This is a genomic window from Teichococcus globiformis (genome assembly GCF_042646265.1).
GTDB classification, from domain to species: domain Bacteria; phylum Pseudomonadota; class Alphaproteobacteria; order Acetobacterales; family Acetobacteraceae; genus Pseudoroseomonas; species Pseudoroseomonas globiformis.
In genome coordinates this window covers 150979-166354 of the sequence record NZ_JBHRTN010000026.1, presented here as the reverse complement: position 1 = coordinate 166354, position 15376 = coordinate 150979, and the positions used below count along the sequence as shown (strand labels likewise).

The window sequence follows — 15376 nt, the reverse complement described above, 5'->3', positions numbered from 1 at the left end:
AGGCGGCTGCCGCATGGTGCCGATCAGGATCGCCTGCATCCGCCGCTTTCATTCGTATCCGAAAATCCGATATCGTGGAGCTTTACAGTTCGCGGATAATGACGATGAGCGATGCGCGCAGTCGGGCCTTTCTGACGGTGATCCCCGAGGTGCATGCCGACCTGGTGCGCGGCCTGGCCTCCGCCGTGCGCATCGGCATTCTCGGCCTGCTGCGCCAGCACGGACCGCTGAACGTCAACCAAATCGGCGCACGGCTCAACCTGCCGCAATCGACCGTGGCGGCGAACGTGCTGGTGCTGGAGGAATGCGCGCTGATCGAGACCGAGGTGATCAAGGCCCGCAAAGGCCAGCAGAAGGTCTGCCATGTTCGCTTCGACGACATCGTCATCCGCCTAGACGGCCCTTCGCTGACGCAGCGCAGCGACCTGGTGGAGGTGTCGATGCCGCTCGGTCTCTACACCTCGTGCAATGTATCGGCGCCGTGCGGCCTGTGCTCCCGGCGCGGCGTGATCGGCATGCTGGACGTGCCGGACTTCTTTCTCGATCCCGCGCGCGTTGAGGCGGCGCTGATCTGGTTCTCGCGCGGCTTCGTGGAGTACAAGTTTCCCAACAACGCCAAGCTGGTCGGCGCCTCGGTGGAGGGGCTGGAGTTCAGCATGGAACTGTCTTCCGAGGTCCCGGGCACGAGCCTGGACTGGCCCTCGGACATCAGCCTCTGGGTGAACGGCGTGAAGCTCGGGACCTGGACCTCGCCTTCCGATTATGGAGACAGGAGGGGGACACTGACGCCGCGCTGGTGGAAGCTCGAGGGCTCGCAGTACGGGCGCCTGACCACGTGGCGCGTCACGCCGCGCGGAACCTTCTTCGACGGTGTCAGGCTGTCGGACGTGACGCTGGACGATCTCGCGCTGCCCGAGCACCATTCGATCCGCCTGCGCATCGGCATCGAGGAGGGGGCGGCGCATCCCGGCGGGGTCAACATCTTCGGCGGCGGCTTCGGCAACCATGACCAGGACATTGTGATGCGTCTGAGGCTGAGCCAATAATCCGGTAAAACGGGTTCATACCCATTTACAGATTGACCCTCTCGCGAAACCTCCTTTAGCCTCCCTGGCAACAACAAGCCGGCGCAGCCGGTACGGGGAGGAATGCTTCATGCCGCTTCGCCGCAGAACCCTGCTGGCCGCGCCCATGGCGCTCGCCGCCGCGCCGGCCTACAGCCAGAACACGGGAAGCCAGACGCCATCCGGGGCGGCGCCACCGGGGGCGCCGCCGCGCCGGGAAACCCTGATCCTGGAGAACCCCGAGGGCGTCATCCGCAACGCCGGGTGGTTCAACATCTGGGCCATCAACGCCGGCAGCCAGTATAACGGGCTGCAACAGGTGGCGATGGACACGCTGTGGTACATCGACCCGGAAAGCGGCCTGGATGGCGCCTTCGACAACTCGCTGGCCGCCGAGCCGCCCATCTACAATGCCGACTTCACCGAGATGACGGCGAAGCTGCGCCGCGGCATCCACTGGAGCGACGGCGTCGAGTTCACCTCGGCCGATGTGGTGCACACGGTGGAAACGCAGATCCGCAATCCGGGGATGCGTTGGAGTGCGCAGCTGATCCTGAATGTGGAGCAGGTCACGGCACCAGATCCACAGACCGTGGTGTTCCGGCTGAAGCGGCCCAATGCGCGGTTCCACGCGAACTTCATGGTGCGGTTCAACGCCATCTGGATCATGCCGAAGCATGTTTTCGAGAAGGTGGCCGACCCTGTCCGCTTCGACTTCAACCCGCCCGTCTCGCTCGGCGCCTACACGCTGCACAGCTACGATCCGGAAGGCCGGCGCTTCACCTGGCAGCGGCGCGAGGATTGGCAGCGAACCACCCTCGGGCGGTTCGGGCAGCCTGGTCCGCGCTACCTGTCCTATGTGGATGGCGGACCGCCGGACAAGCGCGTGATCGCGCAGCTCAACCACGAGCTGGACGTGGTGCACGACGTTTCACCGGAGGGCATGTTCACCCTGGCGCGGCAATCGGAGCAGATCCAGGGCTGGTTTCCGCGCTTCCCCTACGCGCACCCCGACCCGACCTTGCCATCGCTGATCTTCAACACGCAGAACCCGATGTTCACCGATCGCCGCGTACGCTGGGCGCTGGCGCTTCTCATCGACATCCGCGCCGTCTCGATGGCGAGCTACCGCGGCGCGGCAACCATTTCCGCCATTGCCCTTCCGCCCACCGGCACGCATCCGCGCGACTACCACGCGCCATTGCAGGACTGGCTCGCGACGTTCGAGCTGGATACGGGCAAGCAGAAGATCCGCCCCTACGACCCCGGTGTGGGCGTGGCCATCGCCAACATGCTGCGTCCATCAACCCCCAACGTGCCGACCGAGCCGGCGGAGATCACCCGCTCGCTCGGACATGGCTGGTGGAAGCCCAATCCACAGGCGGCGACGGAGCTGCTGGAGGCGGCAGGATTCCGCAAGCGCGGCAACAACTGGCTGATGCCGGATGGGCGACCCTTCAGCATCAAGGTGGTGGTGGAAGGCGAGACGCGCCCCGTCATGACCCGCGCCGGCACCATGATCGCGCAGAACTGGCGTCAGTTTGGCATCGACAGCCGCATCGATGTCGCGCAAGGCACCACCATGGCGGACCGGCGCAATGCCGGCGACTTCGAAACGCTGATCGCCTGGAGCGTCGAGACCTATGGCGGGCATCCGGACCTCGCCTACTTCCTCGACAGCTGGCATTCGCAGTACGTGGCGCCGCCGGGCCGGGCGCAGCCCTGGCGCAACTGGCAACGCTGGTCGAGCCCGGAGATGGACGCCATCATCGAGCGGATGCGCCGCACCCCGTTCGACGATCCGTCCGTCGTGGAGATCGGGCGCGACTACGCCAGGCTGATGGTGCACGAGATGCCCATCATTCCGCTCATGGCCTACAACGTCTTCACCTCGATGGACACCACCTACTGGACGGGATACCCGAATTCGGAGGCGCCCTTCGCCAATCCCGTGCCGAACTGGGGCAATTCCCGCTACATGCTGCCGCGGCTGAAACCGCGTGGCGCCTGACAAGCGGCGGAGCCGGCCTTTGCCGCCGGCCCCTCACCCCTGGCCGGGAAGGCACGCATGCAGGGCTATCTGATCCATCTGTGCCAGCGGCTGGCGCAGTTCGCGCTGGTTGCCTTTATCGGCATCAACGTGACCTACGCGATCACCCATGCCACGCCCATCGATCCGGTGGAGCAGACCATCACAGCGGCCACGGCCTTCGGCACCACCAGCCCGGAGACCATCGAGATGATGCGGCGCTCGCTGCAGGATCTGTACGGCACTGGCGGCGATCCGCTGGAACAATGGCTGGCCTTCTGGCGGCGCATCCTCGTGGGCGATTTCGGGCCCTCGCTATCGGCCTTTCCGACACCGGTATCCACCCTGATCGGCCGCGCGCTGCCCTGGACGCTGGGGCTGATGGCCGTGTCCACCCTGCTGGCCTGGGGCCTCGGCAACCTGCTGGGAGGCTTGGCCGGCTACTACCGCGACAGCCGCCTGCTGAAGGTGGCCGGCATCGCCGCCATGGCCGTGCACCCCGTGCCCTACTACATCGTTGCATTTGTGCTGCTGATCCTGTTCGGCTTCGTCTGGCCGGTCCTGCCGATCACCGGTGCGTATGCGCAGGGTCTGCAGCCCGGCTTCAACCTGGATTTCATCGGCAGCGTGCTGCGCCACTCCCTTCTGCCGGGGCTTTCGCTGGTGCTGGTGGGCATTGGCGGCTGGTTCATGGGCATGCGCTCGCTCGTCTCCAACGTCGTCACCGAGGATTATGCCGTGTATGCGGAGCTGGGCGGGGTGCGCCGCCGCACCATCCTGTCGTCCTATGTGATGCGCAACGCGCTGGCGCCGCAGGTTACCGGCCTCGCCATGTCGCTCGGCGCCATCTTCAACGGTGCCATCATCACCGAGCAGGTTTTCGGATATCCGGGGCTCGGCTCGCTGCTGGTGGCCGCGGTGCATGCGGGAGACTACAGCCTGGTCATCGGCGTCACCACCATCTCGATCCTGGCCGTGTCGTTTGCCGTGCTCCTGGTGGACCTGCTCTACCCGCTGCTCGATCCCCGCGTGCAGGCGCGCTGAGCATGATGCGCATCCTTCGCGACCTGCTCCGCTATAACTGGGAATTCGCCCTGGGCGGCGCGCTGCTGCTCGGCGTCATCCTGGTCGCGGCGATGTCGTTCCTGTCGCCTTATCCACCGCTCGACGTGTATGTGGTTCCGCCGGACATGCCGCCCTCGGCGCAGTTTATTCTGGGCACCACCTCCCGCGGGCAGGACGTGTTCTGGCAGCTCGCCTTCGCCATCCGCAACACGCTGTTGTTCGGCCTGACCGTGGCTGTGATCAGCCGGGTGATCTCGCTCGCCGTCGGGCTGTTCGCGGGCTATGCGGGTGGCCTGGTGGACCGGATCCTGATGTCGATCAACGACAGCTTCATCGTGGTGCCGCTGTTCCCGATCCTGGTGCTGTTCTACTTCGTGATGCGCGACCAGATGAGCTGGGCGCTGCTGGCCTTGGTCGCCGCCTGCCTCGGCTGGGCCTATGATGCGCGGCTGATCCGATCCATCGCCATGTCGCTGCGCACGCGGGAATTCACCGCGCAGGCGGCCTTCTGCGGCATGAGCCCGGCCCGCATCGTCACGCGCGAGCACCTGCCCTATGTGATGCCCGTGGTGTTCACCACCACCATGAACAACATGAACTGGAGCATCGGGCTGGAGGTGACGCTCTCGGTGCTCGGCTTCACCGATGTCAACACGCCCACGGTGGGCGGCATGATCTACTGGGCGAATCAGCACGCGGCGCTGGTGTCCGGGATCTGGTGGTGGATCGCGGCGCCGGTCGCGCTGGTGGTTGCTGTGTTCGTGGCCTTGTTCCTGCTGGCCGTCTCGATGAACGAGTACATCGATCCCCGCTCCCGGCTGGCGCGAATGGGAGGCAGCGGCTGATGCTGGCGGTTTTGCCCCCCAACACCCCTGCGGCACCGGATGTGGCGTCACGACCCGTGCTTTCCGTGCAGGGCTTGAAGGCGTATTACAGAGTGAACGCCTACGGCACCGTGCGCGAGATCCGCGCGGTCGACGACATCAGCCTTGAAATCCGCCGCAACGAGATCTACGGGCTGGCAGGCGAGAGTTCCTCGGGCAAGAGCACGCTGATCAAGACAGTGGCACGCGCCATCCGCCCCCCTTTGCAGGTCGTGGCCGGGCATGTGCGCTTCGATTTCGGCACCGGCCCGCGCGACCTCTATGCCATGCCGGATACAGAGCTCTCAGCCATTCGCTGGCGGAACCTGTCCTATATCATGCAAGGCTCCATGAATGTGCTGAACCCGGTTCGCAAGATCCGGCACGCCTTCATGGACTTTGCGTTCAGGCACATGGGGCTCGGCAAGGCAGACTTCCTGCGGCGTGTGCGCGAGCATCTCGCGCACCTGCATCTCCCGCCCGAGGTGCTGGAGCGCTTTCCGCACGAACTGTCCGGCGGCATGCGGCAACGCGTGACCATTGCCCTGGCCACCGTATGCCGGCCTGATTTCGTGATCGCTGACGAGCCCACCACAGCCCTGGATGTCGTGGTACAGAAGGGCGTACTCGACATGATCCGAAACTTGCAGCGGGAACTCGGCTCCTCGGTCTTGTTTGTCACGCACGATATGGCGGTGCACGCCAATCTCGCGGATCGGCTGGGCATCATGTATGCCGGCCGGCTGGTGGAGGAGGCGCCGACGCGCGCGCTGTTCCGGACGCCGCTGCACCCCTACACCCGTCACCTGATTGCGAGCCTGCCGCGCATCGGCGATGACGCGCCCCGGCACGGGCTGGAAGGGCGTCCGCCAAGTCTCGCGGATCCGCCGCCGGGCTGCCGCTTTCATCCCCGCTGCCCGCTGGCCATGCCGATCTGCCGACAGGAGGTGCCGGCCCTGCTGGCGCATCAGCCGGAGCATCGCGTCGCATGCCACGCCGTGGCGCAGGCGGCAGCGTCATGACGGTGCCACTGCTGGAGCTTCGGGAAGTCAGCAAGGTTTACGGCGCCCGGCTGTTGGGACGGCGCCGTGACCCTGCCGTGAAGAACGTATCCTTTGCGCTGGAGGCCGGACGTCCGGAGGTATTCGCCATCATCGGCGAGTCTGGGAGCGGCAAGTCCAGCTTGGCGCGTATGGTTCTGGGCATGAGTGCCGCGAGTAGCGGGCAGGTGCTGTTCCGCGGCCGGGACCTGGCACGGTTGCGCGGGCGCCGTGCACGGCTCGACTTCATGCAACAGGTGCAGCCGATTTTCCAGAACCCCTTTGAAGCCTTCAACCCGCTGGTGCGGGTGGACCGCTACCTGTTTTCCACGGCACGTCACTTGGCCGGGGCCAACGACGCGGCTGCCGCCGCCACGGCGGCGGACCTTGCCCTGCAGCAGGTCGGGCTGTCGCTGGCTGAAGTGAGGGGCCGCTTCCCGCACGAAATGTCAGGCGGCCAGCTGCAGCGTGCGGCGATCGCTCGCGCCCTCATCCCGGGGCCGGCGCTGCTGGTCGCGGACGAGCCGGTCTCGATGATCGACGCTTCACTGCGCATGACCATCGTCAACCTGTTTCGCGAACTGCGGGACCGACTGAAGGTCTCCATCATCTACATCACGCACGATCTGGCCACGGCCTACACGATCAGCGATCGCATCGTGATCATGCGCCATGGCGAGGTGGTGGAACAGGGGGAGGCGCGTGCGGTGCTGTCCGCGCCGCGCCATCCTTACTCAATCCAGCTGAAGGAAGCCGTCCTCTCCGTCGAGGCGGCCGGGGACGACACCCACCAGCCGGCCTATGGCTGACAAAATCCACGAAGGGAGCAACGTCTTGGAGGCACAGCTGACCATTGATCGCCATGCGGCGATCGGCGACACGCATGACCGGCTGTTCGGAGCCTTCGTCGAGCATCTGGGCCGCTGCGTTTATGGCGGGATCTTCGAACCCGGCCATCCGACTGCCGATGCCAAGGGCTTCCGCCAGGATGTAATGGCGCTGGTCAGGGAACTCGCGCCGACCATTATGCGCTATCCTGGCGGCAACTTCGTGTCTGGCTATAACTGGGAAGACGGTGTCGGACCCGTTGAGCAGCGTCCGCGGCGACTGGACCTTGCGTGGATGTCGACCGAGACCAACGAGTTCGGCACCAACGAGTTCATCGACTGGTGCCGTGCCACCGGAATCGAGCCCATGCTGGCGGTCAATCTCGGCACCCGAGGCGCCGATGCGGCTCGCAACCTCGTCGAGTACTGCAACCATCCGGGCGGCACCGCGTGGTCGGATCTCCGCCGCGCACATGGATGGGAGCAGCCGCATGCCGTGAAGTTCTGGTGCCTGGGTAACGAGGTCGACGGCCCTTGGCAGATGGAGCACAAGACGGCGCAGGAATACGGTCGCGTAGCGACCGAGACCGCCAAGATGATGAAGTGGGTGGACCCGTCGCTGGAACTGGCGGCTTGCGGTTCGGCGGCGCGCAACATGCCGACGTTCGGGGCCTGGGAGCGAGAGGTGCTGCAGCACTGCTTCGAGCATGTGGAATTCATCTCCCTGCACACCTACCTGAACAATTACGCCGAGGACATGCAGAGCTTCCTGGCGAGCGCGGACCTGATGGACAGCTTCATTGAGGAAGTTGTCTCCATCGCCGATGCGGTTGCGGCCGAGCGGCGTTCGTCGAAGCGGCTGATGCTCAGCTTCGACGAATGGAATGTCTGGTATCGGACGCGTGGCAAGCGGGAAGGGCGGACGGTGCCTGGCTGGCCGGTGGCGCCGAAGATCCTGGAGGAGGTGTACACCATGGGGGACGCGCTGGCATTCGGCGGCGCCTGCATCTCCCTGCTGAACCATGCCGACCGCGTGAAGGCCGCGTGCCTGGCGCAGCTTGTCAATGCCATCGCACCGATCATGACTGAAACCGGCGGCAGTGCGTGGCGGCAAACCATCTTCCATCCCTTCGCGCAAATGAGCAATTTGGGCCGGGGGCGCGTGCTGCGCGCGCAGGTCACCTCACCCACCTATTCGGCGAGCTACTACGATCCGCGTGGCACCCAGGACCACCACTTTGCCATGCCAGAAGTCCCGTTTCTCAAAAGCGCCGTTGTTCATAACGCGGAGGAGGGCTTCCTCACCTTGTTCCTGCTGAACCGCAGCCTGGATCAAAGTCTTTCGGTGCGCGCCGATCTTCGAGGCCTCAGCCTCGCAGGGCTAGAGCGCGCGGAACAGCTGCAGGACGCTGATCTTGAGGCAGTGAACTCGGCCAGCTCACCAGACCGCATCGCGCCTACACCGCTGGAGGGGATAGAAATTTCTGCCGGTCGGGTCTGTGCCACGCTCCTTCCGGCCTCCTGGAACGTCATCCGCTTGCGGCTTGATTGAAGCTGATGTCAGCAGCGTGTCGCCTCTGTGCCATCTGTCGAACCTGAAAAGTGATACGGCAGGATGCGGCTTGGTTAGCATGCAGGCATTGGCAGCCGCGTCGCCGCGATTGGATCTTCGGCTGCTGATCTCCGCCAATGACACGCTGCTCGCCGAGGGGATGTCAGCACCCTCCGAGTGGGAGAGGGTACCCAGGCCGTAACAACAGGGCGCTACGCGCGTCGGTGCACATCCATGCGTGTACTTGGCACAACGCCTTTCGGTCCTGTCCCGGCCTGGGATCAAAGCATTGCAGGTTCGCCGGATCTTCGGACCTGCAGACGCCGGCTGGCTCTCAGGCAGCCATTTTGGCGCGGCAGCATCGCACAAGGGAGGAAGCATGAAGATCACCGCGATCCGCACGCATGTGCTGGAAGCAAGGTTGTCCGCGCCCTTTGCCTATTCCCGTGCTTGGTATGACATCCGTACCGCCATGATCGTGGAGGTCGAGACCGACGCGGGCATCACGGGGTGGGGCGAGTGCTACGGGCCGGCGCGAATGACGGAGGCGGTGGTGCGCGGCATTGCGCCCTGGCTGATCGGTGCCGACCCCCTGTCGAGCGAGGCGATCTGGCAGGATGTTTATGCAAGGCTCCGCGACCATGGCCAGAAGGGGCTCGCGATCCAAGGGCTCAGTGGCATTGACATCGCGCTGTGGGACATCAAGGGAAAGCATTTCGGCGTTCCGGCGCACCGGCTCATGGGCGGCCCGCTTCGCACGGAGGTGCGTGCCTATGCCACCGGCCTGTACCGGCGTGCGGAAGGCGATCCATTGCGCTACCTGCCGCATGAAGCCGCTGCCTATGCCGCTGAGGGCTTCCATGCCGTGAAGTTGAAGGTCGGCTTCGGGGTGGCTGAGGATGTGGCTGTCGTTCACGCGGTGCGGGAGGCGATCGGACCCGAGGTCGCGCTGATGGTCGATGCGAACCATGCCTACGACAGCGTCGCCGCCATCAGGCTCGGCCGCCTGATCGAGCCGCTGGACATTTCATGGTTCGAGGAGCCCGTACCGCCCGAGGATCTGGCAGGCTACCGGGCGGTCCGGTCGACGCTGATCATCCCCGTGGCGGGTGGCGAATGCGAGTTCACGCGCTACGGCTTCCGAGAAGTGCTGGCCAGCGGCGCCATGGACATTATCCAGCCTGACACCTGTTCCGCCGGCGGATTGTCGGAATGTCGCAAGATCGCCGACATGGCCGCGGTCCATGGCGTCCGATACAACCCGCATGTCTGGGGAACCGGCATCGGACTGGCGGCCTCCCTGCAATTGATGGCGGTGCTGCCGACGCACACGCCGCATTCGCTGGCGCCCCTGCATCCGGTGTTTGAGTTCGACCGTACGGAACACCCGATCCGACAGGCCATTCTGGCTCATCCCATCGAGCATTCCGGTGGCATCGTGCCAATCCCCGATGGACCCGGATTGGGAATCGAGATTGACCGCGCCGCCCTGCAACGCTTTCGCGCCGTATAGCAGCCTCAGGTGACAGGCAGTCTTTCGCGCAGTTCCTCAACCAGCACGCGCGTATTTTCCGTGTAGTCGACCGGCACGGTGACGAGGTGCACGCCACCAGTGGAGAAGGCATGCTCCAGCGTTGGTGCGAAATCGCCGATCGCCGTGACACGCCAACCTTTGGCGCCGTAGCTTTCGGCATAGCGAACGAAGTCGGGATTGCCAAACGTCATGCCGTAATCGGGAAAATCGTCCACCGCCTGCTTCCAGCGGATCATGCCGTAGGCGCCATCCTCCAGGATCAGCACGACCAGGTTCAGCTTCAGCCGGACGGCCGTTTCCATCTCCTGGCTGTTCATCATGAAGCCGCCGTCGCCGCAGACCGCCATCACGCGGCGGCCGGGATGCAGCATCGCCGCCATCATGGCCGATGGCAATCCCGCGCCCATGGTGGCGAGCGCATTGTCGAGCAGCAGCGTGTTGGCCTGGGTGGTGCGGTAGTTGCGCGCAAACCAGATCTTGTACATGCCGTTGTCGAGCGCGACGATGCCGTCTGCCGGGATCACGCCCCGCACATCGTGAACGATGCGCTGCGGCGTGAAGCGATCCTCCGTCGCACGGTCGGCAATCCGGGCCAGGATGCCTCGGCGCAGCGGCAGCAGAGCGCCGGCTTGCGGAACTCGTCCTTCCACACGGTCGGCCAGCAGCCGAAGGGAAGGGCCGATATCCCCGATGATCTCGGTTTGCGGGAAGTAGACCTGCTCCACCGTCGCAGGCTGGTAGCCGACATGGATCACCTGCGGCCCGCCCGGCCCCATGATGAAGGGCGGCTTCTCGATGGTGTCGTGCCCGATGGTGATGATGAGGTCGGCGCGCTCGATCGCCTCGTGCACGTAGTCGCGTTCGGAAAGGGCCGCCGTCCCCATGTACAGCTCCGTGCCGCCCGGCACGGTGCCCTTGCCCATCTGCGTGGTGAAGAAAGGAATGCCGGTGCGCAAGACGAACTGCGCCAGATCCTGTGCCGCGCGCGGGCGGGATGCGGCGGCGCCCAGCATCAGCAACGGGCGCTCGGCGGCCATGATCATGGCGGCCGCGCGGTCCAGCGCCTCCGCTCCGGCAAGCGGCAGTTCCACCGGGTGCGGCGGAATCATCGGCAGTGCCTCGCATTCCTCCGCCGCGATGTCCTCGGGCAATTCCAGGTGCACCGGCCCCGGGCGTTCCTCCACGGCGATGCGGAAGGCTTCCCGCATCTGCGTCGGGATCATCTGAGGCGAAACGATCTGGCGCGACATCTTGGTCAGCGGCTTCATCGCCGCCACCACATCCACAACCTGAAAGCGCGCCTGCCGCGACGACAGGATGCCCTTCTGCCCGGTGATCATCACCATGGGCATGGCGCCGAGATGCGCGTAGGCCGCACCGGTCGCGAGGTTCAGCGCGCCAGGACCGAGGGTGGAGAGGCAGACGCCCGCGCGACCGGTGAGGCGGCCATGCGTCGCCGCCATGAAGGCCGCGGATTGTTCGTGCCGGGTTAGCACAAGCTCGATGCCAGAGGTGCGAAGCGCCTCCAGCACGTCGAGGTTCTCCTCGCCAGGCACGCCGAAAACGCGGTCGACCCCTTCATTGGCGAGCGCCGCGACCAGCAGATCCGAGCCCTTGACCATGGCAATCCTCCTCGCCGCTTCGGTGCGGGGGATGCTACCGGCATCTGCTGCCATGGCCAAGCGCGCGGCGCGGGGCGTCACTCGATCTGGATCTTGGCCTTGCGCGCGACTTCGCCCCAGCGCTTGGTCTCGCTGGCCACGAAGCCGCCGAAATCCTCGGGGGAGTTGCCGATCGGAGTGATGCCGAGCTCCTTGAAGCGCGCCGCCACGGAAGGCTGCGCCAGCGCCGCGACGGCTTCCTTGTTCAGCCGCTGCACGATTGCGGGCGGCGTGCCAGCCGGGGCAAAAAAGCCATGCCAGGACAGGCTCTCGAAGCCCGGCACGGTTTCCGCGACCGCGGGAATGTTGGGTGCCGCAGGGTTGCGCTCCAGCGAGGTCACGCCGAGGATGCGCATCTTCTCGTCGCGCGCAAAGGGCCAGGCGGAGGAAAAGTTATCGAAGGCCAGCGGCAACTCGCCAGTCAGGATGGCGGTCATGACCTGACCGCTGCCGCGATAGGGCACGTGTTCCATCTGAGTGCCGGTCATCTGAGCAAAGAGCGAGCCGGCCAGATGGATCGAAGTGCCGACGCCGGAACTGCCATAGTTGTAATGGCCGGGCTTGCCCTTCAGCGTCTCGATCAATCCCTTCACGTCCTTGGCGGGGAAGTCATTGGCGACCACCAGCGCGTTGGGCTGCGAGGCGAGCTGGGTGATCGGCGCGAAGTCCTTGACGTTGTCATAGGGGATCTTGGGATAGATCGCCGGGTTGATGGCGTGGCTGGAAATCGTGCCGAGGCAGATGGTGTAGCCATCGGCCGGGGAGCGTGCACAGGCCTCGCTGCCGATGTTGCCGCCGGCGCCGGCTCGGTTCTCGACGACGAGGGGCTGGCCCATCGCCTTGCTCATTTCCTGTCCGACCAGCCGTGCCACGGTGTCGGAGGTGCCGGCCGAGAACGGCACGATCACCCGGATGGGTTGGTTGGGATAGTTGCCTTGCGCCAGCACGGGCGTGGCGGCGAGCGCCAGCATGCAGGCCGCGGCCGCGGTCTTGGTGATGTTCATTGTTGTGTTCCCTGGGTACGTTCCGGGCGGGCGGCGTCCGCCGGGAGGGGACGCCGCCGCGCGATCAAGCCTTGGTTTAGCGCCCGCTGCGCTTACGCCATTCGGCGAAGTCGGTCAGAGTCTGCTCATCCGTCGCCGGGTAGAGGCCCAGGATCGAGCGGCCGCCGCGCACCTCCTCGGTGACGAAATCCTCGAAGGCGGTCATCTCGACGGCTTCGGCGGCGATCTCGTCGGCCAGATGGGCGGGAATGACGATGACGCCATCCGCATCACCGACAATGACGTCGCCGGGAAAGACAGGGGCGTCGCCGCAGCCAATGGGCACGTTGATATCGATCGCCTGGTGCAGCGTCAGGTTGGTCGGCGCCGACGGACGGGTGTGGTAGGCGGGCATGTCGAGCTGGCCGATTTCCGCGCTGTCGCGGAAGCCGCCATCGGTGACCACCCCAGCCACGCCGCGCTGTTGCAACCGGGTGACCAGGATTCCGCCGGCAGAGGCCGCCCGGGCGTCCTTGCGGCTGTCCATCACCAGCACGGCGCCGGGCGGGCAGTCCTCCACCGCCTTGCGCTGCGGGTGGGCACGGTCGCGAAATACGGTCAGCTGGTTCAGGTCCTCGCGCGCCGGCATGTAGCGCAGCGTGAAGGCCTCACCCACCATCGACTCCGGGCGGGCGCGCTGCCCAACGGGCTGCGCCCCCTGGATCATCTGGGTGCGCAGGCCACGTTTGTAGAGCGCGGTGGCCAGGGTGGCGGTGCTGACACCCTTGAGCTTGTCGCGGGTTTCTGGTTTCAGGCTCATCTGTCGCTTCCGGGCTCAGTAGATGACGGGTTCTTCGACCGGGCGGCCGAACTCGGTTTTCAGGAAGTCGAAATCGGCGCCGTCATTCGCCTGCTGGATGTGCTTGGTGAACATCCAGCCGTAGCCGCGGCCGAACCGCTCCGGCGGCGCCTTCCATTCGGCGCGGCGCTTGGCGAGTTCCTCCTCGGAGACCTGCATGTTGATGCTGCGGGCATCGACGTCGAGCTCGACGATGTCGCCGGTCTTCAGCAGCGCCAGCGGGCCGCCAATCCAGCTTTCCGGTGCCACATGCAGCACGCAGGCGCCGTAGGAGGTGCCGCTCATCCGCGCATCGGAAAGCCGGAGCATGTCGCGCAGCCCCATCTTCAGCAGCTTCTTCGGCATGGGCAGCATCCCCCATTCCGGCATGCCGGGCCCACCCTGGGGACCGGCGTTGCGCAGCACCATCACCGTGTCGGGGGTGAAGGGGAAGTTCTCGTCGTCCACGGCCTTCTTCATCGACGGGTAGTCATCGAACACCACAGCCGGGCCGGAATGCTTCAGGAATTTCTGGTCCATGGCCGCGGGCTTGATGACGCAGCCATCGGGCGCCAGGTTACCCTTCAGCACGGCCAGCGAGCCTTCGCCATAAATCGGATTGTCCACCGTGCGGATGACGTCGTCGTTGAAGACGCGCGCATCCTCGATGTTCTCGCCCAGGGTGCGGCCCGTGCAGGTCATGCAGGACAGGTCGAGGTGCTGGGTGATGCGCGACATCAGGCCCTTGATGCCGCCGGCGTAGAAGAAATCCTCCATCAGGTAGGCATTGCCGGACGGGCGCACATTGCCGATCACCGGCACCTTGCGGCTGTAGCGCTCGAAATCCTCGAGCCCGATGTCCTGCCCGGCGCGTCGCGCCATGGCGATCAGGTGGATGATGGCGTTGGTGGAGCAACCCATGGCCATGGCAACGGCGATGGCGTTCTCGAAGGCGGGCCTGGTCTGGATCTTCTGCGGCGTCAGGTCTTCCCAGACCATGTCCACGATGCGGCGCCCGCTTTCCGACGCCAGACGGATGTGCCCGGCATCAGCGGCCAGCATGGAGGAGCCGCCCGGCAGCACCATGCCCACCGCCTCGGCGATGGCCGTCATGGTGGAGGCGGTGCCCATCGTCATGCAGGTGCCGTAGGAGCGGGCGATGCCGCCCTCCACCGCCAGCCAGTCCTGGTCGGTGATCTTGCCGGCGCGCAGCTCGTCCCAGTACTTCCAGCTGTCGGAGCCGGAACCGAGATGCTTGCCCTGCCAGTTGCCGCGCAGCATCGGGCCGGCGGGAAGAAAGATCGCCGGGATGTTCATCGAGGTCGCCCCGAGGAGCAAGCCGGGCGTGGACTTGTCGCAACCGCCCATCAGCACCGCGCCATCCACAGGGTGGGAGCGCAGCAGCTCCTCCGTCTCCATGGCCAGCATGTTGCGGTACATCATCGTCGTCGGCTTGACGAAGCTCTCCGAAACGGAGATCGCCGGCAACTCCACCGGGAAACCGCCGGCCATCAGGATGCCGCGCTTTACATCCTCCACGCGGCTCTTGAAGTGCGCGTGGCACGGCTGGAGGTCGGACCAGGTGTTGATGATCGCGATGACCGGCTTGCCGGTCCATTCTTCCGGCGCGTAGCCCATCTGCATGGCGCGGGAGCGATGGCCAAAGGACCGCAGATCGGCCGGGCCGAACCATCGCCGGCTGCGGAACTCCTCAACGGTCTTGACGTGGGGCAGGGGCGAGTTACGCGGCGATGCGGGCATGATGCAGTTCCCAGGGTTGCGGGGAGAAGAGGAGGCCTGCGTGCTTCACCGGGGGCCGGGCGTCCCGGTGGGACGCGGGGCGGTCAGCGTGCCACCGGGGGCGGGCCGGGCAGGGCGTTGCGGGCGTGTTTTCCTCCTGTCCGGCGCTTCATGGCCGTG

At 65.7% G+C, this 15376-nt stretch carries 12 protein-coding genes; 8 read left to right on the top strand and 4 right to left on the bottom strand.

Translation table 11 applies throughout. The annotated features are described in order from the left end of the window. Positions 1–104 precede the first annotated feature (104 nt). The 8 genes from ACFOD4_RS20345 (at position 105) to ACFOD4_RS20310 (ending at position 9953) form a co-directional block, all read left to right on the top strand. Positions 105–1046: an ArsR/SmtB family transcription factor gene (locus ACFOD4_RS20345; RefSeq protein WP_379599448.1), complete on the top strand. Its 942-nt coding sequence runs from the start codon at positions 105–107 to the stop codon at positions 1044–1046. Positions 1047–1155: 109 nt separating this feature from the next. Continuing rightward, positions 1156–3075: an ABC transporter substrate-binding protein gene (locus tag ACFOD4_RS20340; protein ID WP_379599446.1), complete on the top strand. Its 1920-nt coding sequence runs from the start codon at positions 1156–1158 to the stop codon at positions 3073–3075. A gap of 57 nt (positions 3076–3132) precedes the next feature. Further along, entirely contained in the window at positions 3133–4137 is a 1005-nt protein-coding gene (locus ACFOD4_RS20335) for an ABC transporter permease (RefSeq protein ID WP_379599444.1), read from the top strand. Positions 4138–4139: 2 nt separating this feature from the next. Further along, positions 4140–5003, top strand: a complete 864-nt coding sequence (locus ACFOD4_RS20330; RefSeq protein ID WP_379599442.1) for an ABC transporter permease — start codon at positions 4140–4142, stop codon at positions 5001–5003. Continuing rightward, positions 5003–6043 (top strand): ABC transporter ATP-binding protein, encoded by a 1041-nt coding sequence (locus tag ACFOD4_RS20325; protein ID WP_379599440.1) that lies wholly within the window; start codon positions 5003–5005, stop codon positions 6041–6043. The genes ACFOD4_RS20330 and ACFOD4_RS20325 overlap by 1 nt, the downstream gene beginning before the upstream one ends. After that, the gene (locus tag ACFOD4_RS20320; RefSeq protein ID WP_379599439.1) at positions 6040–6870 is read left to right on the top strand and encodes an ABC transporter ATP-binding protein; all 831 of its coding nucleotides are present in this window, start codon (positions 6040–6042) and stop codon (positions 6868–6870) included. The genes ACFOD4_RS20325 and ACFOD4_RS20320 overlap by 4 nt, the downstream gene beginning before the upstream one ends. Positions 6871–6895: 25 nt before the next feature. Further along, positions 6896–8440, top strand: a complete 1545-nt coding sequence (arfA, locus tag ACFOD4_RS20315) for an arabinosylfuranosidase ArfA (RefSeq protein WP_379599438.1) — start codon at positions 6896–6898, stop codon at positions 8438–8440. A gap of 379 nt (positions 8441–8819) precedes the next feature. Next, a complete protein-coding gene (locus ACFOD4_RS20310) occupies positions 8820–9953 on the top strand; it encodes a mandelate racemase/muconate lactonizing enzyme family protein (protein WP_379599436.1) in 1134 nt (377 codons plus the stop codon). A gap of 5 nt (positions 9954–9958) precedes the next feature. Here ACFOD4_RS20310 and ACFOD4_RS20305 read toward each other — a convergent pair whose 3' ends face one another. The 4 genes from ACFOD4_RS20305 to araD all read right to left on the bottom strand — a co-directional run bounded on the left by ACFOD4_RS20305 (position 9959) and on the right by araD (position 15217). Beyond that, positions 9959–11596, bottom strand: coding sequence for an acetolactate synthase large subunit (locus ACFOD4_RS20305; RefSeq protein WP_379599434.1), 1638 nt, complete (start codon positions 11594–11596; stop codon positions 9959–9961). Positions 11597–11673: 77 nt separating this feature from the next. Next, on the bottom strand, positions 11674–12639 hold the full coding sequence (locus ACFOD4_RS20300) for a Bug family tripartite tricarboxylate transporter substrate binding protein (protein WP_379599432.1): 966 nt from the start codon (positions 12637–12639) through the stop codon (positions 11674–11676). A gap of 76 nt (positions 12640–12715) precedes the next feature. After that, on the bottom strand, positions 12716–13438 hold the full coding sequence (locus ACFOD4_RS20295; protein WP_379599430.1) for a ribonuclease activity regulator RraA: 723 nt from the start codon (positions 13436–13438) through the stop codon (positions 12716–12718). Positions 13439–13453: 15 nt separating this feature from the next. Beyond that, positions 13454–15217: an L-arabinonate dehydratase gene (gene araD / locus ACFOD4_RS20290; protein WP_379599428.1), complete on the bottom strand. Its 1764-nt coding sequence runs from the start codon at positions 15215–15217 to the stop codon at positions 13454–13456. Positions 15218–15376: the final 159 nt, after the last annotated feature.

What these genes read in the sequence shown, in the direction of transcription:
- ACFOD4_RS20345 (WP_379599448.1), top strand. Translation starts at nt 105, where the DNA reads ATGAGCGATGCGCGCAGTCGGGCCTTTCTGACGGTGATCCCCGAGGTG.
- ACFOD4_RS20340 (WP_379599446.1), top strand. Translation starts at nt 1,156, where the DNA reads ATGCCGCTTCGCCGCAGAACCCTGCTGGCCGCGCCCATGGCGCTCGCC.
- ACFOD4_RS20335 (WP_379599444.1), top strand. Translation starts at nt 3,133, where the DNA reads ATGCAGGGCTATCTGATCCATCTGTGCCAGCGGCTGGCGCAGTTCGCG.
- ACFOD4_RS20330 (WP_379599442.1), top strand. Translation starts at nt 4,140, where the DNA reads ATGATGCGCATCCTTCGCGACCTGCTCCGCTATAACTGGGAATTCGCC.
- ACFOD4_RS20325 (WP_379599440.1), top strand. Translation starts at nt 5,003, where the DNA reads ATGCTGGCGGTTTTGCCCCCCAACACCCCTGCGGCACCGGATGTGGCG.
- ACFOD4_RS20320 (WP_379599439.1), top strand. Translation starts at nt 6,040, where the DNA reads ATGACGGTGCCACTGCTGGAGCTTCGGGAAGTCAGCAAGGTTTACGGC.
- ACFOD4_RS20310 (WP_379599436.1), top strand. Translation starts at nt 8,820, where the DNA reads ATGAAGATCACCGCGATCCGCACGCATGTGCTGGAAGCAAGGTTGTCC.
- ACFOD4_RS20305 (WP_379599434.1), bottom strand. Translation starts at nt 11,596, where the DNA reads ATGGTCAAGGGCTCGGATCTGCTGGTCGCGGCGCTCGCCAATGAAGGG.
- ACFOD4_RS20300 (WP_379599432.1), bottom strand. Translation starts at nt 12,639, where the DNA reads ATGAACATCACCAAGACCGCGGCCGCGGCCTGCATGCTGGCGCTCGCC.
- ACFOD4_RS20295 (WP_379599430.1), bottom strand. Translation starts at nt 13,438, where the DNA reads ATGAGCCTGAAACCAGAAACCCGCGACAAGCTCAAGGGTGTCAGCACC.
- araD (WP_379599428.1), bottom strand. Translation starts at nt 15,217, where the DNA reads ATGCCCGCATCGCCGCGTAACTCGCCCCTGCCCCACGTCAAGACCGTT.